Source organism: Mucilaginibacter sp., assembly GCF_028288205.1.
GTDB lineage: Bacteria > Bacteroidota > Bacteroidia > Sphingobacteriales > Sphingobacteriaceae > Mucilaginibacter.
The window spans coordinates 1-26,288 of record NZ_JAQBOD010000028.1 but is presented as its reverse complement, the minus strand read 5'-3'; the positions used below and the strand labels follow the sequence as shown (position 1 = coordinate 26,288).

The following is a 26,288-nucleotide window of genomic DNA, read 5'->3' as shown; positions in this document are numbered from 1 at the left end:
ATATCAAGCAAAACTCCGGTGGTACCAGGACACTTAACGCGAAATGTTACTATGCTGATATCCCGGGCACGGATGCTTCACAAAATCCATTACTGGTACCTAGTCATAACCCTGGTTATTAATTAATAGAAAATATGAGAACGATAAAATTAATTTATATAATACCTTGCTTGCTGTTGGCTCTTTCAGCATGCCAGAAGGATAATTATGCAGCTCCTGACGCAACAATTTCGGGCGCGTTTTTAGACATAGAAACGGGCGGCCAAATGGAGCTGAAGCAAAATGGAGCAGATGCCGGTAAAATCAGGTTTATAGTAAATGATCCTGCAAAATATCCCGCACCTTCAGCTCTTGATTATGTGCTGAAACAGGATGGAACTTTTTATAATTCACTTGTTTTTTCAGAGACTTATAAAGTATTACCATTGGCAGGCCAAGGACCTTGGATATATACAGGTAACGGCGTTGTTCCAACCGCGGCATTGCCGGGTGGAAAACCTGATACTTTAAATGTAGTTGTTGCACCTAATACCACAACTGTAATACCTACTTATAAGGTGTATCCTTATTTCCACATTTCATTAACTATGGTTGATACATTGGCAACTATTACAATTACAAGGTCATTACAAGCAACCCTGGCTAATAATAACTTAACCAATGCCAACAACTTGTGTTTGTATGTTAATAACTACCCTTTAGTTAACTCTGGTACCAGTGGTAAAACAGGTACCGCTTATTATGTTAACAGGTGGAACTTTAGTATCGACAATACTAAACCTGCTACCCAAGTTTGGGGACCAACGCAAACCGTTCAGAGTTATGCTTTCGGAACGCCAATTACGCTTCCGATAAATAATATTTTGAAGGCAGACGGAACCGTTAACATCTATGGTGTTAAATGGGGCGGAACACACTGGGCCAAAGGTACCTATTACTTCCGCGCTTCTATAGTTGGAGCAGGTTCTAATGGTAAAGAAAACTACAGTAACACAACAACCACTGTAATTCACTAAAAAGATAACCGCTAATTAGCAGTTATTAACCTCCTGATCAAAAGATCAGGAGGTTTTTTTATGCGTACCCAAAAGCTTTTCTTTTAATTATAAGAAAGGTTTTTACCCCCTGTTATAGTTAGTTTATTTGGCAATAGTTTTACAGGTTGATTTTCAAAACATTGCAATGTTTGGTGTACCAACGTGTTCATGGTACAGTACAGTAATAACATTTAACGGGTATAGGTTTATTGCTGCATTTGCTTATATCGATTTAATCACTAAACACGTTAATTTATTTGATATTTCAATTGCTATAAAGCATATTGGCAATTAATATATCTTAGTATAATAAACCATTTAAATTTCTTTATGAAGAACCCAATAACCAACTGTTTCAAATATTTATTTATAGTTGTTTTAGCACTATGTAGCGGCACAGTATTTGCAGGTGTGCGGCTACCTGCCATATTTGGCGACAATATGATTTTACAGCGTAATATGCGTGTTCCTATATATGGCTGGGCAGAAATTGGAGAAAAGATTGACATAGAGTTTATGAGCAACACCTATAAAACTATTACAGGTACCGATGGCAAATGGTTTGTAAAGTTGGGCTCATATAAAGCGGGCGGACCATATGAAATGCGTATTGGCAGCAAAAGCTTTACCTTAACATTAAGAAATATATTGATAGGTGATGTATGGCTGGCTGCCGGTCAGTCTAATATGGAGTTTGGTATACAAACAGAACAGCATGGAGCAGAAGCCATTGCAAAAGCTACTGATAAAGAGATCCATTTTTTTTATGTACCTATGGCACAGGCTTTACAGACTCAACAGAGTATTGCTAAAGTGCCTGCTGATTCTTTTAATGGCAAATGGGTAGTTTGCTCGCCAGAATTGCTGGCAAACCCCCAATTTGCATGGCATGGCTTTTCGGCCATTGGCTTTTATTTTGCACAGCATTTACGTAAATCAACAGGTGTGCCTGTGGGGATGATAGGCAGTTATAAAGGCGGCACCCCGGCCCAGGCATGGATAAGTTTAGAAGGATTGCAAAACAGCCCGCCATTTACAAAGTATGTTGACGCCCACCAAAAGCTGGTTGATAATTATGAAAGCTCAAAAGAAACTTATCCGCAGAAATTGGCTGCTTACCAGGATAGCTTAAAAATTTGGAACACAGAAGTTGGAAATGATTTTGCAATAGTTTTAAAGAAATGGGATGCCGATGTTTTACAGGCGAGGTCAAGTGGCCAGGTGCCACCAATCCGCCCAAAACCAGTCCGCCCGGCGCCACATGCCCCTGCTGATCCGGAAGGCGGATTTGGCACGCCTACAAATGATTATAATGGTATGATATCACCTATACTGCGGTACGGCATAAAAGGTGTAATATGGTATCAGGGTGAAGGAAATGGCGATAAACTTGCAGATGCTATTGAATATAAGGATCTGTTCCCGAGGTTGATATATGACTGGCGCACGCAATGGGAGCAAGGTGATTTCCCCTTCCTGTTTGTTCAGCTCCCTAATTTTCGCGATCCGGCAGTGAGCCCATCAGAAGGAAATTGGGCCTGGGTGCGTGAGGCCCAGCTTAAAACGTTATCATTACCCGCAACAGGTATGCCTGTAATTACAGATGCAGGCGATGCTTTTAATATACACCCCACCAATAAAGTTGATCCTGCATACAGGCTGGCTTTAGTGGCCCGGCATGTTGCATATAATGAAAACCTTGTGTATTCTGGCCCGGTTTATAAATCAATGAAGATTGCCGGCAATAAAATAATTATCAGCTTTGATGAAATAAACAAGGGATTGATCACCGGCAGGCCCTCACTTGATGGAACAGCAGCTACAGCTGTTAAAGAACTTAAAGGCTTTGGCATTGCAGGCTCAGACCAGAAATTTGTTTGGGCAAAAGCAGTTATTGATGGAAATACGGTTGTGGTTTCAAACGATGAGGTTGCTAATCCAATAGCGGTAAGATATAATTGGGCAGATAATCCGCCGGGTAATTTATATAATAAAGATGGATTGCCTGCCGGGCCGTTTCGTACAGATAACTGGCCGCCGCCTATAAGGGTTATGCATTAAGAATTATACAAACCGGTGCTGTAAAATAGCAATTACATAAGGGGTTAACAATTTAACATCATGCTCCTGGTGCAATGGTATGTCCAGAAAATCGCCGGGAGCTAATTTAAAAGTCAGCCCGCTAACGGTACATATACATTCTCCTTTAAGTATAAAAAAGCTTTCGGCCACATCGCTGTGTATTTCCATAGGCACACCAACTTTGGCAATAACCAGCATTTGAGCTATTTGTGCATCATGGCGCAATACCTGTATTGAAATATCTTCATAGGGTTCGTTGGGTATTAAATGGTAAACCGCACTTAACCAGCTTTGGCAGTTTGAATATTTGCTGATAGCCGGGAGATTCTCAAGATCAATCTTATCCTCAGAAAAACCAAGAGATAGTAATATTTTTTGTTTAAGATCTGTTGGCGGAGAAACGGCGTTAATTAATGCAAGTTTTTCAAGTGCTTCTTCAGCTTCAGTGAGTTTCTTTTTTACTTCAGGATATATAGAGATCATTTTAAGAAAAGCGGCTTCTTCTCTTTCATCAAGTGAGCCAAGTGCGTATTGTTCTAAAATTCCGCTGTTTATATACTCTTGTATATCCATTATCAGGATAAATTATTTAGGGTAATTAATAAAATAACTAATACGCTAATAGTAAAAAAACTATGCTTAGCAGAGCAAAAGCCTGTCAATGTTTCGCACCATAGCGGGTTTAGTTATGTGTACAAATATACCAAATGTTATATCAGTACATACGTGCATTTGGATTATCCGGTTGTTAATAAGTGTAAATAAAGATTTTATAAATATATTTAAGCAGTCATTAGAATAGCTATGTATTTTATATTTTCAAAAATTTTACTTTTTTTAATATTGCCAATTTACTGGATAGTAATCTTACTGGTCATCGCATTAGTTAGCAAAGAGCAAAAACGAAAACAAAAATTTTTAATTGCGGCAGTAGGTGTGTTTTATTTGTTTTCAAATCCACTCCTGCTAAATACATTTCAGAAAATATGGGATGTTCGGGCAACCACAATAAATAAAGCCACAAAATATAGTTGCGTAATAGTATTGGGTGGATTTTCATCAAGTGGCGGTCAGGGTGGCGGCCACTTTAACAATGCTGCTGATAGGTTTATACAGGGCATTAAATTACTTGCCACTAAACAGGCGTCACACATATTAATAACCGGTGGTAATGGCAATTTGCTGCCCGGAGGTTTTAGAGAGGCTACCTGGGTTAAAACCCAGTTAACAGAACTAAATATACCTGATAGCTTAATTCTAATTGAAAACAACTCAAAAAACACTATAGAAAATGCAAGGTTTTCAAAAGTTTTATTAAACCAAACACATTTGCCGCCACCATATCTGCTGGTTACTTCGGCCTTCCATATGCGCAGGTCACGTATGATATTTAAAAAAGCCGGTATTGATGTTGTGCCTTATCCATGTAATTTTTTTGGCACAGATACCAGTTTTGTGATAAGCAGTTTTATACCCGATTCCGCGACCTTATTAAACTGGGAGTATTATAGCAAAGAAGTAGTGGGTTATGTGGTTAATTACTTTAAGTAGCACACAGGTAAAATAGGCTACCTGTATGCTACGGGAAATTAATTTAGTTGGTTATTCAATACCAACTCTGGTATTGCCTCGCCATTATACGGATCAATTCGTTTTAGTTTAAAGTTAGTAACGGGTTTTACCACTAAAGGTATTTTTTCAACATGTGTTTCGCTGGTATCCAGGCCAAAAGCTTTCGCTTCTGATTGCGCCAGTTTTTTTATGCTGAAATAACTATTCAAAATAAACCCTTCTGCTACACTGAATACATTGTTATATGACAGGAACTTTTCAAGTATCACAAATCTGAAATCAGATACTACTTTAAATTTACTTAACGACTCGTATCTGCTGATGATATCTAACTCCTTTCTATTTAACATGTCTTCTATCACTTTCCTAAACAGTACATTAACCCGAGGCTGTATCCTGAAACCCAGGCGAAAATCCACCCGTATTATTTTACCCTTTTCTATTTGGTCAACACTATACTCCATAGTGTAAGGCTCATCGGTAGTGTCAATATGGATAAACCAATAAGTATCGGCACGTTTAGGGCTGCGGCTCATAATAGAGTACATTATTTTTTCCTCTATCTGTTTGCCATTATTAGCTTTTGTTAAATATATAAGCTGGCCCGCATATTTGGCAATACCTTCATCGGCACTTAATGCATTAAGCAACGGTATCTGCTCTTTTAAATCTATAAAATTTAAAAAGCGATTATTTATTTTACGTGCCTTGTACCAAATGTACATGGTAAAAATCAATCCAAACTCAAATACCAGGAAGAACAATCTTTTAAGGATTTTTACCGCGTTGGCTACAAAGAACGAGAACTCGACACATAAAAATAAACAAAGTATAATGGTAACTAACCACACCGGCCAATGCTTTACATATCGCATAAAATAGTACATCAATATAGTTGTCATTAACATAGCTATTGTGATTGAAAAACCATAGGCTGCGGTCATGGCTTCTGATGTACGGAAATATAATGACACTGCTATACAGCCAAAACATAATATCCAGTTAATACTTGGTATATATATCTGTCCGCGAATGTTTGACGGATACTTAATGGTAATCTTCGGCCAAAAATTCATACTTACCGCCTCACTTATTAAAGTGAACGATCCGCTTATTAAGGCTTGGCTTGCAATAATAGTTGCCAGTGTGGCCAGGGCCACACAAGGGATCATCAATAAATGAGGATTAGGTACAATTTGATAAAATGGATTGAGCCCGATGAAATTAAAATTGGCCGATTGTTTTAAAACCCAGGCTCCCTGCCCCAAATAGTTTAATATCAATGTGGTTTTAACAAATAACCAGCTCCATTGAATGTTTTTTCGGCCGCAATGGCCTAAGTCTGAATATAGCGCCTCGGCACCGGTGGTACATAAAAATACCGCCCCTAAAAGCCAGAAACCTTTAGGGTGATCTGTCAATAATTTTGCTCCATAATAAGGATTAAGAGCCTTAAAAATACCCGGATCATGCATGATTTGTAATGCTCCTAATATACCTATCATTAAGAACCACATTAACATAACCGGGCCAAATGCAGAGCCAACTATCTTTGTGCCAAATTGCTGAAAGAAAAACAATAGCAGCATAATACCAATAACAATACCCAAAATAAGATGGTTGCCGGGTATAAAGGATGCTGTTAGTGCCGGTACATTATTAAGTCCTTCGATAGCCGAGGTTACTGATATAGGCGGAGTTATAATACCATCGGCTAATAACGTACCGGCGCCAATGATAGCCGGGATAGCCAGCCATTTACCATAACGCCTAACCAAAGCATATAAAGAAAATATGCCACCCTCGCCTTTATTATCGGCTTGTAGGGTGATGAAGATATATTTGAAGGTGGTTTGCAGGGTGAGTGTCCAGAATATACAGGATATGGAACCTAATACTAATGCTTCATTAACTTTTCCGCCTTCTGTTAATAAAGTTTGAAATACATATAAGGGTGATGTGCCGATATCGCCAAAAATAATACCTAATGTAATTAATACGCCTGCTGCTGATAGTTTTTTTAAATGGGGTGTCATGTATGATTGAGTATTATTATTTGTTACGCTTTATTTGTAGTCAATGTAAAATGGAACCGACTGCCGTTGCCGGGGTCGCTTTCAACGCCAATCATACCGCCTTGGGCTTCAATAAAATCTTTGGCGATGGCCAGGCCGAGGCCGGTGCCTGTTTGGTCGGGGTCGGCACCGGGTACTTTAAAATATCGTTCAAAAATCCTTGATAGGTATATGGAATCAATGCCGTATCCGTCATCTTTTACAGAAAATTCAATAGCGTTGTTATTTTGCCTTTTTACCTGTAGAATAATGGTTGATTTTGCGGGGCTATATTTAACAGCATTTGATAAAAGGTTGGTAAGTACCCACGTGGCTTTATCCAGGTCGGCTACAACATTGGGCAAACTATCGGGACAAAGCGTATCAATAACTATTTCTTTTTGTTCGGCTAATGATTTAATAACACGCACTGCATAACTAACAATGTTTTTAGGATGCGTGCTGCCAAAATTAAGCTGTATGTTACCTGTTTCTGCCTGGGCAACATTTATCAATTCCCCGGTTATTTGCAGCATACGCTGGGTGTCGTTTTCAATATCTTTAAGTAGCTCCTGCTGCTCATTATTTACCGGCCCAACACGTTCGTCCTGCAAGAGCTTAAGCCCCATCTTTATAGAAGAAATAGGTGTTTTTAATTCATGCGATATGGTTGCAATAAATGTGGTCTTGTTATCGCTGATCTGTTTAAGCGCGTCCAAGTTTTTTTTGAGCGGATTAGCGATATAGCCCGGGAAGTTTACCATAAAGCTAAAGGCAATTAAAAAGCAAACCGAACCCATTAAGGATACAATTAGTATAGCATCATCAGCCGTTTTGATTGCTTTATCATATTTATGCTGAATAGCATCCATATTAAGCTGCATAATAGCATATACAGCGGCCATCATATTGCTTTTATATAAGGCGTTATATGGGGCAAACTGGTAAAGTTCAAAATTTATCCTGAGGGAATCGGCCAGTTTGGCTTCCCCCGGCTCAGTAATATTTTGTTCTTCTTTTTTTAAGTTTGTCTCTATGGTTTTGATTGTTTGGCTATCCAGCCGCTCTTTCTTAGAATCGTTAAGAACCTGCCCAATATTTTTAGTATAAGTAAGCGATCGATAGTTATCTTTTAAAACAACCTTTGAATCGACAGCCAAGCGGTTTAAATAATATGCCGCTAATCCTGAACTTATAAGTGCCATCAGGAACAAAAAGCCAATACCGGCACGTAGTTTATTTTTTAAGTGCATACGTTATGAGCATTGCTAAGAAAATGCCAAATAAATTATATTTTAACTTAAATGGTTGACATACAATTAGTTATTATGTTTTACGGAAAACGAAGCCAATGGACCACCATATCATTTTGATAGGGTTTTATCAAAATGAGAATTATTCCAACTCATATTCTTTCAACTTACGGTACAAAGTGGCAATACCTATATTTAATAACCGGGCAGCTTCGGCACGATTGCCTTGGGTGTGGTTAAGCACACGTTGGATGTGCAGTCTTTCTACAGATGAAAGATCGAATGCCGAGACGGGATTGCTTGTTTTAACAGGAGGTGCTTCAAACTCATAAGGTAAAAGGGATGCGTCCAGCTCATTGCCATCGCATAAAATTACTGCTCGCTCAATAACATTTTTCAGCTCGCGGATGTTACCCGGCCAATTGTAGATTTCCAGGCTTTGCAAAAAATCATCAGTAAAACCGGTAATCTGTTTATTTACTTTTAGAGAAAATGTATGTATAAAGCTTTTAGCCAGCGGAACTATATCTTTCTTACGCTCGCGTATGGGTGGCAGCGTGATCTGGAAAACCGATAAACGATAAAAAAGATCAGACCTGAAATTTCCTTTTGCAGCTTCATCCTGCAGGTCGCGATTGGTGGCTGCCAGTATGCGTACGCTTACCTGGGTGGTTTTAGTATCGCCTATCTTAATAAACTGCTGCGTCTCCAGTACACGTAGTAATTTGGCTTGCAGGTCGTGGTCCAGCTCGCCTATCTCATCTAAAAAAATTGTACCGCCGTTGGCTTCTTCAAATAGACCCTTTTTATCTTTTGTTGCCCCGGTAAATGAACCGGCTTTATGACCAAATAGCTCACTCTCCAACAATTCTTTACTAAAGGCGCTGCAATTAATGGCAACAAATGGCTTTGTACTACGCGGGCTTGCCTGGTGTATAGCTTCGGCAAATACTTCTTTACCCGTGCCGGTTTCGCCCAAAAGCAAAACAGTAGTATTGGTAGCGGCTACTCTCTGTGCTAATTTAATAGCAGCAGTTATCCCGGTAGAGGTACCTATAATACGTTCAAAACCAAATTTTAAGTTAAGCTTGCTTTCCAGTTCCAAAATGCGGCGCTGTAATATGGCTTTATCCATGGCCTTGCTTACCAGTGGTATAATTTTCTCATTATCATCGCCCTTGGTTATATAATCAAAAGCCCCGTTTTTAATTGCGGTAACGCCATCATTTATTGTTCCGTAGGCAGTAAGTACAATAACTTCAACAGCCGGGTGAGCAGCTTTAATAGTTTTGGTAAGCTCTATGCCGTTAATATCCGGCAGTTTTACATCACTAATTACTACATCAACTACGTCATTATCTAAACAGCGCAGACCCTCTTTGGCGGTCGAGGCTTCCAGCACTTCATAATCTTCCAACTGTAAAATGCGGGCAAGCAGTTTTCTTAACCTATCCTCATCATCTATAATTAAAAGCTTACCTTTTGCTACTGTGCCCATGGAGTACAAATCTGAATAATTTAATTGTTATTATAAAGCAACAAAAAAGCCCCGGTTAATGATATCATTAACCGGGGCCCTTTAAATACAGTTATATATAATTAATCCTTTATCTCGCGGATCTTAATATTCTTCCAGCCGCTTGATCCCGGGTGTTTCTGTAAGGCTATTTTGCCGGCTGCTACTTTAGCAAAACTACCAAACTCCCTATTTTTAAATTTACTTTTTTGAATCATAGCATCCCATTCAGGGCTGCCTATTTGTGTTTCAGCGGTTTTTATTCCGTTTAACCAAAAAGTAAGATGGCCCTTGTTTTGTACAATTTTTACCTGGTTCCATTGGCCAACGGGTACCGGTTTTGAAACGGTCGAGTCGCCCATCATATCATAAAGGCAACCTGCCAGGTGATTTTGTTTTTTGTTATCATCGGCATCCTTATTGTCTAAAACCTGCATTTCGGGGCCGGTTAAAAAGGTAGCATTAAATTTAGGATCCTCCTGTATATCGAAAATTATGCCGCTGTTTCCGCCTTTTGATATCCTCCATTGTAACTGCAGCTCATAGTTTTCATATGGGGCATCAGTTAACAAATCATTACCGGCCTTGTCATGGTCCCTGTCATATTGTATCTGGCCGTCTTTTACTATCCAGTTTGCAGCTACGGTATCGCGCAGGTAAGAATGCCAGCCTTTTAGGTCCTTGCCATCAAACAGCAATTTCCAGCCTTCTTTTTTTTCTTTCTTAGTTAATGTGTTATCCGGCGTTTTGTCTTGTGCCTGTAGTACAGATGATATAGCAATACATGCTACAAAGCTTAATAGAAATATTTTTTTCATAATCAATTCATAAATTGGTTAGGTAAATCTACAATAATTTTTTACCGCGAGGTGTTTTTTAGCAATAGCCTAAGTAAATAATGAGTTACAATATAATTTTTAAATCTGCCGGGAGGCGCTAAAGCTTTGCTTTTGCACGTTGTATAGTTTGTTCCTTGTTATTACCCATAAGCAGTTTCCTGTAAGCTTTTGCCGATATCCCTTTTATTAAACATAGCTTTTTGTAACAATTTCCATTAGGTTAAAACATTTTACCTGGCAAAATATTAATTAATCCTATGAATAATATGTTGAGCCGGGTTCGGTCAATTGATGCTTTTCGTGCTGTTACCATGTTCCTGATGATATTTGTAAATGATATTGACGGAATGCCAAATACCCCCGCATGGATACATCACGCTAAAATAAATGCGGACGCGCTTGGGCTTGCCGATACAATTTTCCCTGCCTTTTTATTTATAGTGGGCCTTTCTATACCATTTGCTTTTCAAAATCGCGTTAAACGGGGCGATTACCGCATACCGTGGCGCGTTGTTACCCGGTCGTTCGCGCTCATATTTATGGGGTTCTTTTTCTCGAATATTGATAGCTACAATGAAGCCGCAGCCTTATTGCCCCGGCCGGTTTGGGAAAGCCTGCTTACATTTAGTTTTTTCTTTATTTTTTTAGATTACAGCAAAGAAACCCCGATGCTCAAAAGGTATTTACTGCAGGGATTTGGTGTGCTTTTGTTAATGGTACTGTCGTTGCTTTATAAAAGTAAAGCGCCCGGTCATGATTGGCTGCACTTTAGCTGGTGGGAGATTTTAGGGCTTATTGGCTGGTCATACCTGGTATGTGCCCTAATTTATTATTACTCTAAGGGTTACATATGGATACAAGCCGCCGCGTGGATATTCTTTATGTTTTTTAATATCGATTTTCATTTCGGCATGCTTGATTTTTTAAACCCCTTGCGCGAATATGTGTGGCTGTCGGGCAATGGAGCGATGCAATCATTCACCATGGCAGGAGTATTTGTAGCGGTATTATATATGCGACTGCAAGAAAGAAATGAGGTAAAGCTACTATGGATAGGTATGCTGTTAATGGCTGTTATCCTGTTTAACCTGGGCTTTATTGTGCGTTATTTTAGCGGGGGGATCTCCAAAATGCGCGATACACCATCATGGGTATTAATTTGTACCGGTATAAGCCTGGTGGTATATGCCATATTTATTTTTATTGTTGATTTTAAGCATAAATATAAGTGGTTTAAAATTATTAAGCCGGCCGGTACCAATGCATTTACCTGTTATATAGTACCCGGATTGTTTTATCCCTTATTTGAAATGACCAACCTGGAATTTCCGGGTTATATAAGCCAGGGAACAGGCGGACTAATTAAGTGCATACTATTTGCATTTGCCATGGTCTGGATAACCGGTTTGTTAGAAAAGGTGAATATTAAGTTGAAGATTTAGAGGGGGATAACCCATTTAAAAAAAACCTTTTCCGTATTAGTATTTTTCCTTACATTTGCGGGCTAATTGTTGCTCATTGAAATCGCTAAGAAATTATTCGATTCCTTTTACCGGTTTACCGCTGGGGAAGCATCATTTTGACTTTGATATCAATGATGCTTTTTTTGACGAGTTTGATTATTCGTTGGTTAAAAAGGCTGATCTGAAATGTCGGGTTGAAATGGAAAAACAGGAAACTATGCTTATCCTGAATTTTCATATTGCCGGTACAATTGATGCAAGCTGTGATAAATGTTTGTCGCAATATCCGCAACCACTGGATATACACGAACAACAGATAGCTAAGTTTAGCGACGAGGAGATTGATGAAGATGATGAGATCATCACCCTGAATAAAAATGAGCATGAAATAATGCTTGCGGGTTTGATCTATGAATATATAAATGTTGCAGTGCCATTTATATCGGTATGTAACGACGAGGGTAACACCCCGTATTGTGATAATGAGATGCTTGATAAGTTGAATAACCTATCGGCGAATAATGAACAAGATGAGAATCCGGACCCACGGTGGGACGTGCTCAAAAAAATTAAATAAATAACAGGAAGTTATGCCACATCCAAAACGTAAAATATCCAAATCAAGAAGAGATAAGCGTAGAACTCACTACAAAGCTGAAGCTCCTACTTTAACTACTTGCAAAGTTACCGGTGCTGTGCATTTACCGCACAGAGCTTACACTGTTGATGGTAACGTATACTACAACGGTAAATTACTGATAGAAAAAGCAGTAGCCTAACACTAATTTTCTAACATGAAGATTGGCTTAGATATTATGGGCGGTGATTACGCCCCCAAAGCAACTGTTTTAGGGGCAATCGAAGCATATAAGGTTTTATCAAGTCATACATTGGTGCTTATTGGCGATAAAGACGCCGCCTTAAGCATTCTTCATGAAAATAATTTTAGTCCGGATCATTTTGAGTTTGTACATACAACCGAAGTGATAGGCATGGGCGAACATCCCACAAAAGCAGTTGTTCAAAAACCTGACTCAAGTATAAGCGTAGGTTTTAAACTCTTGAAAGAGGGCCATATACAGGCTTTTTCTTCGGCGGGTAATACCGGCGCAATGCTGGTTGGTGCCATGTTTAGTGTTAAAACTATCCCCGGCATACTACGGCCTGCTATAACAACTATTGTACCCAGGTTAAAAGGCGGTATAGGCATTTTGCTTGATGTAGGTGCCAATGCCGATTGCAAACCCGAAGTATTAATGCAGTTTGGTGTATTAGGCAGCCTGATGGCTAAAAACGTTTATAATATTGATAATCCTCGTGTAGCGCTGATGAATATTGGCGAAGAAGAGGAAAAAGGAAACCTGCTATGCCAGGCAACTTATCCTTTGATGAAAGATACCGGCCTTTTTAACTTTATAGGTAATGCTGAAGGGCGCGACCTGTTTGGCGATATGGCCGATGTTTTTGTATGCGATGGTTTTACCGGTAATATTATATTAAAACTTGCCGAATCTTTTTATGCTATCACCCTTAAAAAAGGGTTTAAGGATGATTTTTTTGACAGGTTTAATTATGAGCAATATGGTGGCAGCCCAATACTTGGCGTTAATGCACCGGTTATTGTTGGCCACGGGATTTCAACGCCCGAGGCTATAAAGAATATGGTTCTTTTGTCTAAAGATATGGTTGAAAGCGAATTGGTTAGTAAAATAACTAAGGCCTTTCAGTAAAAAATATACATTATGAGTAAAATTACCGCAGCTATTACTGCTGTTAATGGTTATGCACCAGATTATATACTCACTAACCATGAGCTATCTCAAATGGTTGATACTAATGACGAGTGGATAACCTCTCGTACCGGTATCAAAGAACGGCGGATACTAAAAGGCGAAGGCCTTGGCACATCTGACCTGGCCGTACCCGCGGTTTTAGGCTTACTAAAAAAACGGGGTATAGGTGCCGATGAAATTGACCTGATAATTTTTTGTACCACTACGCCTGATATGCCTTTCCCGGCTACGGCTAACTTATTTGCACATAAAATTGGAGCCATAAATGCATGGGGATTTGATTTGCAGGCAGCGTGCTCTGGATTTTTATTTGGTTTAGCTACCGGCGCACAGTTTATTGAAACCGGTAAACATAAAAAAGTATTGATAGTAGGTGCCGATAAAATGTCGTCAATAGTTGATTACCAGGACAGGGCTACCTGCATTATTTTTGGTGATGGCTGTGGTGCCGCATTATTAGAGCCTAATACCGAAGGATATGGAGTGATAGATTCTATATTAAAAAGTGATGGCTCGGGTATCCCATTCTTACACATGAAAGCTGGTGGATCAGTTAAACCTGCCACCCATGAAACTATTGACGCGCGCGAACATTATGCTTACCAGGAAGGTAAGGCGGTATTTAAATTTGCCGTAACCAACATGGCCGATGTTGCTGCCGAAGTAATGGAACGCAATAATCTTACAGCCGAAGATATTGCATGGCTGGTGCCGCATCAGGCCAACAAACGTATTATTGATGCTACTGCTGCCCGCACAGGCGTTAGCGCTGATAAAGTAATTGTAAATATTGAACGCTATGGCAATACCACAAATGCAACAATACCTTTATGTTTGTGGGAGTGGGAGGATAAATTTAAAAAAGGCGATAATTTAATTTTAGCCGCTTTTGGCGGTGGATTTACCTGGGGCTCTCTTTATTTAAAATGGGCGTATTAAATGTGCATATTTGCGATATGTAAATGACGAAATAGTATGGTAGCTAAATAAGAGAATAAAATAAAACCATTAGTAACTATACACGTTTAAATATTTAAATCATAAAACACTGCATATCTGCACATTTGCACATCTGCATATTATAACTAACTTAGATATAAACACATTATCCAAAAAACCCTATAATCTGCAACAATGGATATTAAACAAATACAAGATCTTATACGCTTTGTTTCCAAATCAGGAGTAAACGAAGTTTCATTAGAACAAAAAGATTTTAAGATCACAATAAAAACTAACCAGGAACCTACCGTTGTTCATGCAACTATACCAGCACCTGCATCGGCTCCTGCCGCCGCGGCTGTTCCGGCATTAGCTGCCGCGCCAGCGCCCGCCGCTGTTGCTGATACATCACACTATGTAACCATAAAATCACCAATGATAGGTACTTTCTATCGTTCTGCATCGCCTGATAAGCCTTTGTTTGTTAACGTTGGCGATGAAGTAGAAAGCGGAACTGTAGTTTGTATTATTGAAGCCATGAAGCTATTCAATGAAATTGAATCGGAAGTTTCAGGTCGTATCGTAAAGATATTGGTTGATAATGCATCACCTGTAGAATACGACCAACCGTTATTTTTAGTAGAACCTATGTAAGTTGATTAGTTGAATGGTTGATTAAGTGAGTGGTTATGCCAGAAACAATCAACCAGAAATTGATTAAAGCAATATAACTTAATCAACCACTTAACTCAATCAACTACTAACTGAAATCAACATGTTTAAAAAAATATTAATAGCTAATCGTGGTGAAATTGCGTTGCGGATAATCCGTACTTGTAAAGAGATGGGCATTAAAACGGTAGCTGTATATTCCACTGCCGATCGTGACAGCCTTCACGTTCGCTTTGCTGATGAGGCCGTTTGTATCGGTCCGCCGCCAAGTAAAGATTCTTATTTAAATATCCCGAATATCATATCAGCCGCCGAAGTTACTAATGCCGACGCGATCCATCCGGGTTATGGCTTTTTGTCTGAGAATGCTAAGTTTTCGGCTATTTGTGCAGAATATGGTATAAAATTCATAGGCGCAACTTCTGATCAGATCAATGCCATGGGCGATAAGGCATCAGCAAAAGAAACCATGAAAAAAGCCGGGGTACCTACTATTCCCGGTTCAGAAGGATTACTTACTGATGTTAAACAAGGTATAGCCATTTCAAAAAAGATTGGTTACCCCGTAATATTAAAAGCTACTGCCGGTGGCGGTGGCCGTGGTATGCGTGTAGTTTGGAAAGATGAAGAGTTTGAAGCAGCCTGGGATTCGGCACGTGCTGAGTCTGGCGCCGCTTTTGGCAACGATGGCATGTATTTGGAAAAATATGTACAGGACCCGCGCCACATCGAGATACAAATAGTAGGCGACCAATATGGAAAAGTTTGTCACCTGTCAGAACGTGACTGTTCCATACAGCGCCGTCATCAAAAGTTGGTAGAAGAAGCACCGTCTCCTTTTATGACAGAAAAACTGCGTAAAAAAATGGGCGACGCGGCTATAAAGGGCGCCAAAGCTGTAAAATATGAAGGTGCCGGTACAGTAGAATTTTTGGTTGATAAAAATCGTAACTTCTACTTCATGGAAATGAATACCCGTATACAGGTAGAGCACCCGGTTACCGAAGAGGTAATAAATTTCGACCTGATAAAAGAGCAAATAAAAGTTGCGGCAGGTATACCAATATCAGGTAAAAATTACGAGCCATCAATGCACGCCATCGAGTGCCGTATAAATGCCGAAGATCCGTTTAATAACTTCCGTCCGTCACCGGGTAAAATAACTAACTTCCATTCGCCTGGTGGGCATGGGGTACGTATAGATACCCATGTTTATACAGGTTACGTTATTCCGCCTAATTACGATTCAATGATCGCTAAAGTAATTTGCGTGGCACAAACCCGAGATGAAGCCCTAAGCACCATGGAGCGCGCGTTAAGCGAGTTTGTAATAGAGGGAGTAAAAACAACTATACCATTCCATTTAAAATTATTACAGGATCCTAACTTCAGAGCAGGTAATTTTACCACGAAGTTTATGGAAACGTTTGATTATTCTGAATAGCAAACAAACTATCAACTATATTAAAATGTAATTAGCATTCCGGCATTTACGCCTGAAAAACTAAAAGATGAGCGACAACAAAATAATAAAGGCAATACAGGATAAAGGTAAGACCATTGAGGCCGAAATGTCTTTTTTTGAGCATTTAGAGGCTTTAAGATGGCACCTGATAAGGGCGGCTATTTCTGTTGTTGTGTTTTCGCTGGTTGCTTTTTTTAATTACGATTTTATATTAAACAAAATCATAATGGGTCCGTTCAACCCGGATTTTTGGACCTACAGAATGCTGTGCAAGCTGGGCGACGGCTTTTGCGTTTCCAAAATAAACGCAACTATCATTAATACAGAAGTAGCAGGGCAGTTTATGCTGCAAATTAACTCGTCATTACTAATCGGCATAATATTATCTGTGCCTTATATATTATGGGAGCTATGGCGCTTCATAAAACCGGCCCTGTTAACAAAAGAAAAAAAGGCCGCCAGCGGGTTTGTTTTTTATGCTTCGCTTCTTTTTGTTTTGGGTATTTTATTTGGGTACTATATAATAGCTCCCGAGTCTATCTCTTTCCTGGCAAGTTATACGGTGAGCGATACGATCAAGAACACATTTACGATTGGTTCCTATCTTTCAATGGTGGCTACCATAACGTTGATTATAGGAATTGTATTTGAATTGCCTGTCTTAATATATATCTTGGCATCAATAGGTATATTGACAGGCACGTTCATGAAAAGGACCCGCCGTTACTCGGTAGTTATATTGCTGATAGTGGGGGCCATTATATCACCATCACCAGATTTTTTGACTACCATGATATCAACTATCCCATTGTTTGCCTTGTACGAAGTTGGCATTGTTGTAGCTTCTATGGTTGAAAAGCGCCGTGCTGCAAGGCATGATGAGATCATGAACGACTAACACAATGATTGAAGGATTAAAAATTGCCATTGGTGCGGACCACGCAGGTTTTGAAATGAAAGAGGCCCTGTTAGCTATCTTAGGCGAGAACGTAAAAGATTTTGGAACTTTCTCAAAAGAATCTGTTGATTATACAGACTTTGCGCACCCGGTTGCTTCAGCAGTAGAGAGTGGTGGGTTTGATTACGGCATTTTGCTTTGCGGCAGTGCCAATGGCGTAGCCATTGCAGCTAATAAGCACCAGGGAATACGCGCGGCTTTATGTTATAATGAGGCGGTAACAATACCGGCACGCAGCCATACTAATGCTAACGTATTATGCATCCCTTCTAACTTTGTTACATTGGAGCAAGCCAAAAACATAGTTGAAATATTTTTCAATACCGAATTTGAAGGCGGCCGCCATGCAAGGCGCGTTGATAAAATAGCTTGTTCGTAAATTACTACCCCCATTATTTGACGGTAGATGTGCTATATAGCAGGCTAACTTAGCTCTACAGCCTTTATACTCTTTAATATTCCATCCCACAATTCAATACGCGATTGTAGTGCCTGTTTTACGGCTTCAGTAGCTTCGGCCCATTTTTGAGAATCGTTGCCACATAGGCCGGCCGTCATTTGGTAGGCTAATTGCGAGTGGTGGTCGCCGTCAACCTCAATATGCCTTTCCAGGTACCAAAGCAAAATATCAACTTTTCCGGGAAGCTGCCCGCTGATCTTCTGAACCATACTGATAAACATAGCAGGTATCAGATCTTCCCTGCCAAAGGTAAATACAGCCGCCTGTACATGATCCGGGCTGTTGTTTATCACATCAAACGTATGCCTTACAAATTTAGCAGCAGCAGCCGGAATACCAGGCGAATTAAGTGCATCCATAATATTAACGCCGCTTTTTAAGCGCGCCAATAATTGGTTAATATACAAGCAGGTACACCCCGCTTGTTGCATAGCGCGCAAATACAACTCATAGTGGCTGGTACGATTGCCTTGTTCATCCTCATCACTTTCTTCGCCGATAACGATCTCGTTGATAAGGTAACGTGTATTGGCATCCCCAACCGGGAGCCACGGCGTAGTAACACAGGTCAATTTTTGTTGTAACGATTTTAGCAGCGACATAAAATCCCAAACGGCAAAAGCATGGTGTTCCATAAATAGCTGCAATTCATCAACCGAAGTAATGCGGCTGTACAGATCATGGCCTATCAATTGCCGGCGAAGCGGTTCTATCTCACTTTTTAATTGCGCTAAATACTGTTCTTCGTTCATGCTAACCCTATGTTTGCTGCAAGTATCGTGATCTGTTTTTTATCAATATTATTTGAATTGCATTTTGACTTTAGTCTGATACTTAAAGATGAGCATGCCGTTTTTTATCCTAAATATTAGCTTTAGTATTAAACATTGCTAACTAATCAGTAATTTTCGGGTATAAATTAACTGATGTAATGAAAAAAACAATACTATTACTATCCTTAGCCGGGTTAATGACCGGCGCGTGTGCGCAGCAAAATCCAATCGCGATGAAGTATGCGCCAATAATTAGTGCCGATCTGGCAAAAAAACATTTAAGCATCATTGCTTCTGATGAATATGAGGGACGCGAAACCGGCAAGCCCGGCGCAGACAAGGCGGCGCATTATATTGCCGATGAGTTTAAATCATTAGGCTTACAGCCCATTGTAAACGGCTCTTATTTTTTTAATGTGCCAATTATCCAAAACGCATTTAAGGTAAATACCTTCACTTTAAACGGAGCACCGCTAACCAGCGGCAAAGATTTTACAGCCTTTGCCGGCACAGGTACTAAAACCATTAATGCAAAAGATGTTGTTTTTGTAGGCTACGGCATTGGTGCAGGTAACTATGATGACCTTAAAGGAATTGATATAGCCGGCAAAGTGGTAATGTATATTAGCAGCGGCGAGCCTATGAATGCAGGTGTATCCAAAATTACCGGAACAGATAAACTATCAGACTGGAGCGGCCCGCGCAGCAGGAAGCGCCAGGCGTATATATTAAGCAAAAACCCATCATTAATGCTCGCGGTAACTACGACGGGCCCTGGCTTTGGCGCAGGCGGCAGGAGCCCCGGCGCTGGTGGTGCCCGCGAATTACCTATGACCCTGAAAAAGGAAGGCCCCGCGGCTCCGGTAACAATTACTATTCCTCAAGCCACTGCGGATATGCTGCTTAAAAGCTCTGGTAAAACCGTTGCTGATCTGAAAACAGCTATCGACCAAAGCGGAACACCACAATCGCAAACTGTTAAGGCTGACATCGCTATAGATTATACTACCGAAGAAATTCCGGTTAAAGCGGTTGACGTATTAGGCTTTTTGCGAGGGAGCGACCCAAAGCTTAAAGATGAAGTGTTAGTAATTTCTGCCCACTATGACCATATTGGTTTAGTGCGTACAGAAGGCGCGATAGATAAAGTGAACAACGGCGCCGACGATGATGGATCAGGCACTACCGGTATAATGGAAATTGCCCGCGCGTTTACACAAGCAAAGAAGGATGGCAAAGGCCCGCGCAGAAGCATTCTTTTTTTAGGTAATGTAGGCGAGGAAAAAGGATTGCTGGGGTCTGAGTATTATACAGATCATCCGGTTATCCCATTAGAAAGAACTATTACCGATCTGAATATAGATATGATTGGTCGTGTAGGTACCGAGTATATTGGCAAAGCCGACTCTGCAAATTATGTTTATGTTATTGGTTCGTCCATGTTAAGTACCGAGTTGCACAACATAGGCGAGAAAGCTAATAATACCTATACCAAGCTTGACCTGGATTATAAATATGATGATCCTGCTGATCCTAATCGTTTTTACTACCGCTCAGATCATTACAACTTTGCAAAGCATGGTGTGCCAATTATTTTCTATTTCAACGGTGTACATGCCGACTATCACCGCCCCGGCGATGAGGTAAGCAAGATCAACTTCACGCTATTGGCTAAACGCGCCCAACTGGTATTTTATACCGCCTGGGATTTAGTTAATGCTGATAAGCGCCCGGTTGTTGACGGAAAAAAATAAAAGAAAATTTGAAATTGATCGGGTTGAATGGGTTGATTAAGTTAGCGTTATTGCAAAAACGTAATCAACCCATTCAACCATTTACCTAATCAACAAAAATGCCTAATTTAGCAACATGACAAGCATCGCTGAAGAGTTTTTGGTTGACTCTGAAAATAAGGCATTTGATACGGACCACCGCAAAATTATCAATTACAATATTGGTAAGTATGATGCGGCTGTAGCAAGGGGCTTGTCTAAAATTATCAACCTGGATAACGCCAAACGCAAAGGGCACGTTATCAAATGGAAGGTAATGGAAAATTTGGATAAAATATTACCCGAGTTTGAAGCCAACTTTCAAAAACGGGGCGGTAAAGTAATATGGGCCAATGATGCTGCCGAGGCTAACAAAGAAATCCTTAATATTTTACAAAAGGCAAATGCTAAAACCGTTGTAAAATCAAAATCAATGGTTACCGAGGAAATTGAACTGAACGAATTCCTGGAGCATAACCATATTGAATCATTAGAAACGGACCTGGGCGAATACATTGTGCAATTGTTAGGGCAAAAGCCTTATCATATTGTAACGCCTGCTATGCATCTTTCAAAAGAGGATATTGCCAAATTATTTAATGAGCGCTTTGGCACACCAATAGACGCGACACCCGAGCAACTCACCCAAAAAGCACGCGAACTGCTGCGCGAAAAATATGTACAGGCCGATGCAGGCATAACAGGCGCCAATTTTTTAATTGCCGATACCGGCAGCATTGCTATTAGCGAGAATGAAGGGAATGCCAGGTTAAGCACCACTTTTCCTAAAATACACATTGCTGTTGTAGGTATTGAAAAGATAATCCCTTCAATGGCCGATCTTGATTTGTTTTGGCCGATGTTGTCGACACATGGCACCGGGCAAAATTTAACGGTATATAACACCATACTAAGCGGTCCGCGGCAAACTAATGAAACCGATGGGCCGGAGGAAATGTATGTAATATTGCTGGATAATGGGCGCACAAACCTGCTGGCTCAAAAAGACCAGCGCCAGGGATTATATTGTATCCGTTGCGGTGCTTGTTTAAATGCCTGCCCGGTTTATAAAAATATTGGCGGCCATACTTACAATACATCTTATAGCGGGCCAATAGGTTCCATCATCACACCGCATTTGCGTGGGATGGAAGATTTTAAGCACCTAAGCTACGCCTCGAGCCTATGCGGCAAATGTACCGAAGTTTGCCCCGTAAAAATTGATATTCATAAAATGCTGCTGCTTAACCGCAGGGATGCTGTTAATGAAGGCTTGGTGCCGCGCAAAGAAAAATGGGGATGGGCCATATGGAAGAGGGGTATGCTGAGCCGCAAACTGGAAGATTTTTTTAGTGGTAAAACTAAAAATTTCCTGATGAATAAATTTTTCAAAAAAACCTGGGGCCATTTCAGGGAAATGCCAAAAGTTGCCGACAAATCATTTGCCCAACAATGGCAGGAAAAACATCAGCCAGAAAAATAGTCGAACTATTACCATCGTTATATTAGGGCAGGTAACAACCGTGGAAAACTTAAAAACTTCAGTAGATTAGCTGTATGATTTTTGACCGGAAAAACCTGGACAACAATACGCTGATTGCAATTTATAAAAAGCTGTTATTTCCGCGTGTTGTTGAAGAGAAGATGCTTATCCTGTTGCGCCAGGGGCGTATAGGTAAGTGGTTTTCGGGTATTGGGCAGGAAGCTATTGCCGTAGGAGCTGCAATGGCCATGCAGTCGGATGAATATATATTACCCATGCACCGCAACCTGGGGGTATTTACGGGTCGTGGCGTACCCTTTAATCGCTTATTTGGGCAATGGCTGGGTAAACCATCGGGTTTCACAAAAGGGCGCGACAGGTCCTTTCATTTTGGCTCACAGGAACATAAGATCATCGGGATGATATCTCATCTTGGCCCGCAAATGGCTTTGGCTGATGGCATCGCGTTAGCTGATATATTAGCGGGCAGAAAAAAAGCAACGTTAGTATTTACCGGCGAAGGCGGCACCAGTGAGGGCGATTTCCATGAGGCGGTTAATATTGCCGCGGTTTGGAACCTGCCGGTTATTTTTTTGATAGAGAATAATGGCTATGGCCTTTCTACCCCAACCGACGAACAATACAGGTGCAAGCGGCTGGTTGATAAGGCAATAGGTTACGGCATTGAGGGCAGGCAAATAAATGGCAACAATATATTGGAGGTTTATTATGCCATTAGTGAAATAGCCAATAACATCCGCTCAAAACCACGCCCTGTTTTAGTGGAATGCATGACCTTTAGGATGCGGGGGCATGAAGAAGCATCGGGCACCAAATATGTTCCGCAGGAGTTATTTGACGACTGGCAGGATAAGGACCCGATAAGCAGTTTCGAGAATTTTTTATTAGCCGAAGAAGCCCTTCGTCCCGAATGGATACCTTATCTGCGTAATGAGTTTATAAAGCAGATAGACCCGGTTATTGAAAATGTTTTAAACGAAAAAGATATCCGCCCCAATATATTTACCGAAATGGGCGATGTGTATAAAACAGCTTCCCGCCCAATATTTAAACTTTCGGGCACCTCAAAGGTGATACGGTATATTGATGCTATACGCGATGGCCTGATACTGGCAATGCGTAAGCATGAGAACCTGGTAATAATGGGCCAGGATGTTGCCGGGTATGGCGGTGTATTTAAAGTTACCGAGGGCTTTGTAGAAGAGTTTGGCAAAGCGCGTGTGCGCAATACGCCGCTTTGCGAATCGGGAATAATAGGCACCGGGATGGGTTTATCCTTAAATGGTTATAAGGCCGTTGTTGAAATGCAGTTTGCAGATTTTGTAAGCAGCGGTTTTACCCAGATAATTAATAATTTGGCTAAAACCCATTACCGCTGGGGGCAAAATGTTGATGTGGTGATACGTATGCCAACAGGCGCAGGCACCGCGGGCGGGCCGTTCCACTCGCAAAGTAACGAGGCATGGTTCACTAAAACCCCGGGCTTAAAAGTGGTGTACCCGGCTTTCCCGGCAGATGCAAAAGGATTGTTAATGGCTGCCATTGCCGACCCTAACCCGGTAATGTATTTCGAGCATAAGTATTTATATCGTAACCTTACCGGCGAAGTCCCCGATGGTGAGCTGTTTATTGAGATAGGAAAAGCAAGAGTAGTAAAAAAAGGCACACTGGCTACCATAATTGCCTATGGTTACGCGGTGCATTGGGCCCTGGAATATTTAAGCAATCATCCCGATCTATCTATTGAAATTATAGATTTGCGCAGCCTGCAGCCCTGGGACAGCGCAACCGTTATACAAAGCGTTAAGAAAACGCACAAGGCAATGGTTTTGCATGAAGATACCCTAACAGGAGGGTTTGGTGCTGAGATAGCTGCCACCATAGCCGAAAACTGTTTCCTTGAGCTTGACGCCCCGGTTATGCGCTGTGCCAGTTTAGACACACCGGTACCAATGGATAAGGGCTTAGAAAACCAGTTCTTAGGCAAATCTCGCCTGGAAAAAGCAATGTACCAATTGCTTAATTATTAGTTAGCTATCGTTAATAGTTCTATGGTGTTCTGAGTATTCCAGGTATTCTGCCGGCTCCGCTTACCAAAAATGGAACACCCCTTAAAAAGTCAACATCTATTGACTTTTTACATACAGACAACAATTTTTTATATAAACTTGCAATACAATAGGTACCAATTATTGCAATACTATGAACGACGAATTTTACCGGCAAATTTTAAATAAGCAGCAGCAAACAGAAGCAATACCTTCAAATCAGGAAATTACTACCTGGGCCCTGCAGGTAATCCGTTTGATGTATCCCGAACAATCAAAAAAAGTATTTATTTCTATCGGCCAACTACAGGATGAATTTAAAAAATTGCAGGACGAATTATGCCATATAATGAATCTTACCAAGGCCTGCAATAACTGTGATAACGAAAGGCTGGTTGAAAGTTTTTTTAATGAGCTGCCCGAACTATACCGAAAATTAAATACCGATATACAAGCTATTTTTAAGGGCGACCCCGCGGCCCGCAGCGAGTTTGAAGTGATACGCACCTATCCCGGATTTTTCGCGATATCATTTTACCGTTTGGCGCATGGTTTATTTAAAAATGACGTGCCCTTAATACCGCGGATACTAACCGAATATGCCCACTCAAAAACCGGTATAGATATACACCCGGCAGCCGACATTGACGAGTATTTTTATATTGACCACGGCACAGGTGTAGTTATTGGCGAAACCAGTAAAATAGGCAAGCACGTAAAACTTTACCAGGGGGTAACCCTTGGCGCGTTAAGCGTTGCCAAGAATATGGCCTATACCAAGCGCCATCCAACGGTTGAAGATAACGTGGTAATTTACTCGGGTGCTACTATATTGGGAGGCGAAACGGTTGTAGGGCATGATAGCGTTATTGGCGGTAATGTTTGGCTCACCAAAAGCATAGAGCCGCATTCTACAGTTTACCATTCCCCTTTGGTGAAAGTTTTAAAAAAAGCTAAATAATATGGCAGGAGTTATTGATCTGATAGGTAATACGCCAATGGTTGAGATTAAAAAGCTCAATCCCAATCCTAACGTAAAGATTTTTGGTAAGCTGGAGGGTAATAACCCCGGCGGCAGCGTGAAGGATCGTGCGGCGTTAAACATGATAAAAAGCGCCTTAGAGCGGGGCGATATAAAACCCGGCACTAAACTTATAGAAGCTACCAGTGGCAATACAGGCATCGCGTTAGCCATGATAGCTAATTTGTTTGATCTGGAGATAGAACTGGTGCTGCCCTCCAACTCTACCCGCGAGCGAACATTAACAATGGAGGCATTTGGCGCTAAAGTTATCTTGCTTGATGGTATTGAAAAATGCCGTGATTACGCCGAAGAGAAAGCCGCCGGTCCGGATTATTTTATGCTGAACCAGTTTGCCAATCCGGATAATTACCTGGCCCACTATAAAACTACCGGCCCTGAGATTTGGCGTGATACCGACCAGCAAATAACCCATTTTGTAAGCTCTATGGGTACTACAGGCACAATAATGGGCTGCTCCAGATACTTTAAAGAGGTTAATCCGGCTATACAAATAGTAGGTTGCCAGCCAACCGAAGGCTCGTCCATTCCCGGTATACGCCGCTGGCCCGAAGCTTACCTGCCAAAAATATTCGATCCGAAACGGGTTGATAGAGTGATGGATATATCAGAAGAAGAAGCTGTACAAATGACCCGTAAACTGGTAAAACAAGAGGGTGTTTTTGCCGGGATGAGCAGCGGCGGCGCCTTATCAGCAGCCATAAAATTAGCCTCGGAACTAAAAGAAGGCGTTATTGTATTTGTTTGCTGCGATAGAGGGGATAGGTATTTGAGTAGTGAGTTGTTTGGATAGGTAATTACTTCATTTTGTCATTGGTAGCATAGCGAAGAACTGTCTTGTAGTGTCCTAACTGTCTTGTAGTTTATTTTACAAGACAGTTAGGACACTACAAGACAGCATTAATTGCACATACCCCCGCCACGTCATTGCGAGGAACGAAGCAATCTCTACGTAGGACAATCAACAAAACGTATTGTTGGAATAGAAATAGGAGCCCTGCTTAAATAAAACATACTTCATAACTGATTAGCTTATGTAGAGA

At 40.8% G+C, this 26,288-nt stretch carries 23 protein-coding genes; 17 read left to right on the top strand and 6 right to left on the bottom strand.

The window, feature by feature from the left end:
- Positions 1–134 precede the first annotated feature (134 nt).
- Entirely contained in the window at positions 135–1,016 is an 882-nt protein-coding gene (locus JWR23_RS06100; protein ID WP_299514234.1) for a DUF3823 domain-containing protein, read from the top strand.
- A 351-nt stretch (positions 1,017–1,367) separates the two neighbouring features.
- Positions 1,368–3,098, top strand: coding sequence for a sialate O-acetylesterase (locus JWR23_RS06095; protein ID WP_299514231.1), 1,731 nt, complete (start codon positions 1,368–1,370; stop codon positions 3,096–3,098).
- 3 nt (positions 3,099–3,101) lie between these two features.
- Here the strand turns inward: JWR23_RS06095 and JWR23_RS06090 are convergent, their stop codons facing one another.
- Positions 3,102–3,692 (bottom strand): cupin domain-containing protein, encoded by a 591-nt coding sequence (locus JWR23_RS06090; RefSeq protein ID WP_299514228.1) that lies wholly within the window; start codon positions 3,690–3,692, stop codon positions 3,102–3,104.
- Between the two features lie 231 nt (positions 3,693–3,923).
- Between JWR23_RS06090 and JWR23_RS06085 the strand changes: the two genes are divergently transcribed.
- Positions 3,924–4,670 (top strand): YdcF family protein, encoded by a 747-nt coding sequence (locus JWR23_RS06085; protein WP_299514226.1) that lies wholly within the window; start codon positions 3,924–3,926, stop codon positions 4,668–4,670.
- 38 nt (positions 4,671–4,708) lie between these two features.
- Here the strand turns inward: JWR23_RS06085 and JWR23_RS06080 are convergent, their stop codons facing one another.
- The 4 genes from JWR23_RS06080 to JWR23_RS06065 all read right to left on the bottom strand — a co-directional run bounded on the left by JWR23_RS06080 (position 4,709) and on the right by JWR23_RS06065 (position 10,332).
- Complete coding sequence (locus tag JWR23_RS06080; RefSeq protein ID WP_299514224.1) at positions 4,709–6,727, bottom strand: KUP/HAK/KT family potassium transporter; 2,019 nt, start codon at positions 6,725–6,727, stop codon at positions 4,709–4,711.
- Between the two features lie 23 nt (positions 6,728–6,750).
- Complete coding sequence (locus JWR23_RS06075; protein ID WP_299514221.1) at positions 6,751–7,998, bottom strand: sensor histidine kinase KdpD; 1,248 nt, start codon at positions 7,996–7,998, stop codon at positions 6,751–6,753.
- Positions 7,999–8,140: 142 nt separating this feature from the next.
- A complete protein-coding gene (locus JWR23_RS06070) occupies positions 8,141–9,496 on the bottom strand; it encodes a sigma-54 dependent transcriptional regulator (protein ID WP_299514218.1) in 1,356 nt (451 codons plus the stop codon).
- Positions 9,497–9,597: 101 nt separating this feature from the next.
- Positions 9,598–10,332: a DUF1080 domain-containing protein gene (locus tag JWR23_RS06065; protein ID WP_299514215.1), complete on the bottom strand. Its 735-nt coding sequence runs from the start codon at positions 10,330–10,332 to the stop codon at positions 9,598–9,600.
- 278 nt (positions 10,333–10,610) lie between these two features.
- On the opposite strand from JWR23_RS06065, the gene JWR23_RS06060 reads away from it, so the two are divergent.
- The 9 genes from JWR23_RS06060 (at position 10,611) to rpiB (ending at position 18,025) form a co-directional block, all read left to right on the top strand.
- Positions 10,611–11,795, top strand: a complete 1,185-nt coding sequence (locus JWR23_RS06060) for a DUF5009 domain-containing protein (RefSeq protein WP_299514212.1) — start codon at positions 10,611–10,613, stop codon at positions 11,793–11,795.
- Positions 11,796–11,871: 76 nt separating this feature from the next.
- Positions 11,872–12,393, top strand: coding sequence for a DUF177 domain-containing protein (locus JWR23_RS06055; protein WP_299514209.1), 522 nt, complete (start codon positions 11,872–11,874; stop codon positions 12,391–12,393).
- A gap of 13 nt (positions 12,394–12,406) precedes the next feature.
- Positions 12,407–12,595, top strand: coding sequence for a 50S ribosomal protein L32 (gene rpmF / locus JWR23_RS06050; protein WP_299498249.1), 189 nt, complete (start codon positions 12,407–12,409; stop codon positions 12,593–12,595).
- A 15-nt stretch (positions 12,596–12,610) separates the two neighbouring features.
- Entirely contained in the window at positions 12,611–13,546 is a 936-nt protein-coding gene (plsX, locus tag JWR23_RS06045; protein WP_299514207.1) for a phosphate acyltransferase PlsX, read from the top strand.
- Between the two features lie 12 nt (positions 13,547–13,558).
- Entirely contained in the window at positions 13,559–14,548 is a 990-nt protein-coding gene (locus tag JWR23_RS06040) for a beta-ketoacyl-ACP synthase III (protein ID WP_299514204.1), read from the top strand.
- 195 nt (positions 14,549–14,743) lie between these two features.
- Entirely contained in the window at positions 14,744–15,205 is a 462-nt protein-coding gene (accB, locus tag JWR23_RS06035; protein WP_299514202.1) for an acetyl-CoA carboxylase biotin carboxyl carrier protein, read from the top strand.
- Positions 15,206–15,326: 121 nt separating this feature from the next.
- On the top strand, positions 15,327–16,667 hold the full coding sequence (gene accC, locus JWR23_RS06030; protein ID WP_299514199.1) for an acetyl-CoA carboxylase biotin carboxylase subunit: 1,341 nt from the start codon (positions 15,327–15,329) through the stop codon (positions 16,665–16,667).
- Between the two features lie 67 nt (positions 16,668–16,734).
- Positions 16,735–17,586: a twin-arginine translocase subunit TatC gene (gene tatC, locus JWR23_RS06025; RefSeq protein ID WP_299514196.1), complete on the top strand. Its 852-nt coding sequence runs from the start codon at positions 16,735–16,737 to the stop codon at positions 17,584–17,586.
- Positions 17,587–17,590: 4 nt separating this feature from the next.
- Positions 17,591–18,025 (top strand): ribose 5-phosphate isomerase B, encoded by a 435-nt coding sequence (rpiB, locus tag JWR23_RS06020; protein ID WP_299514193.1) that lies wholly within the window; start codon positions 17,591–17,593, stop codon positions 18,023–18,025.
- 44 nt (positions 18,026–18,069) lie between these two features.
- Here rpiB and JWR23_RS06015 read toward each other — a convergent pair whose 3' ends face one another.
- Positions 18,070–18,858, bottom strand: coding sequence for a DUF3050 domain-containing protein (locus JWR23_RS06015; RefSeq protein ID WP_299514190.1), 789 nt, complete (start codon positions 18,856–18,858; stop codon positions 18,070–18,072).
- 179 nt (positions 18,859–19,037) lie between these two features.
- Here JWR23_RS06015 and JWR23_RS06010 point away from each other — a divergent pair, with 179 nt between their 5' ends.
- From JWR23_RS06010 to cysM, 5 genes are all read left to right on the top strand, one after another.
- Complete coding sequence (locus JWR23_RS06010; RefSeq protein ID WP_299514187.1) at positions 19,038–20,633, top strand: M28 family peptidase; 1,596 nt, start codon at positions 19,038–19,040, stop codon at positions 20,631–20,633.
- Positions 20,634–20,748: 115 nt separating this feature from the next.
- On the top strand, positions 20,749–22,134 hold the full coding sequence (locus tag JWR23_RS06005; protein WP_299514184.1) for a LutB/LldF family L-lactate oxidation iron-sulfur protein: 1,386 nt from the start codon (positions 20,749–20,751) through the stop codon (positions 22,132–22,134).
- A 74-nt stretch (positions 22,135–22,208) separates the two neighbouring features.
- Positions 22,209–24,185, top strand: a complete 1,977-nt coding sequence (locus tag JWR23_RS06000; RefSeq protein WP_299514181.1) for a dehydrogenase E1 component subunit alpha/beta — start codon at positions 22,209–22,211, stop codon at positions 24,183–24,185.
- Positions 24,186–24,357: 172 nt separating this feature from the next.
- Positions 24,358–25,164, top strand: coding sequence for a serine O-acetyltransferase EpsC (epsC, locus tag JWR23_RS05995; protein WP_299514178.1), 807 nt, complete (start codon positions 24,358–24,360; stop codon positions 25,162–25,164).
- Between the two features lies 1 nt (position 25,165).
- Entirely contained in the window at positions 25,166–26,038 is an 873-nt protein-coding gene (cysM, locus tag JWR23_RS05990) for a cysteine synthase CysM (protein WP_299514175.1), read from the top strand.
- Positions 26,039–26,288 lie beyond the last annotated feature (250 nt).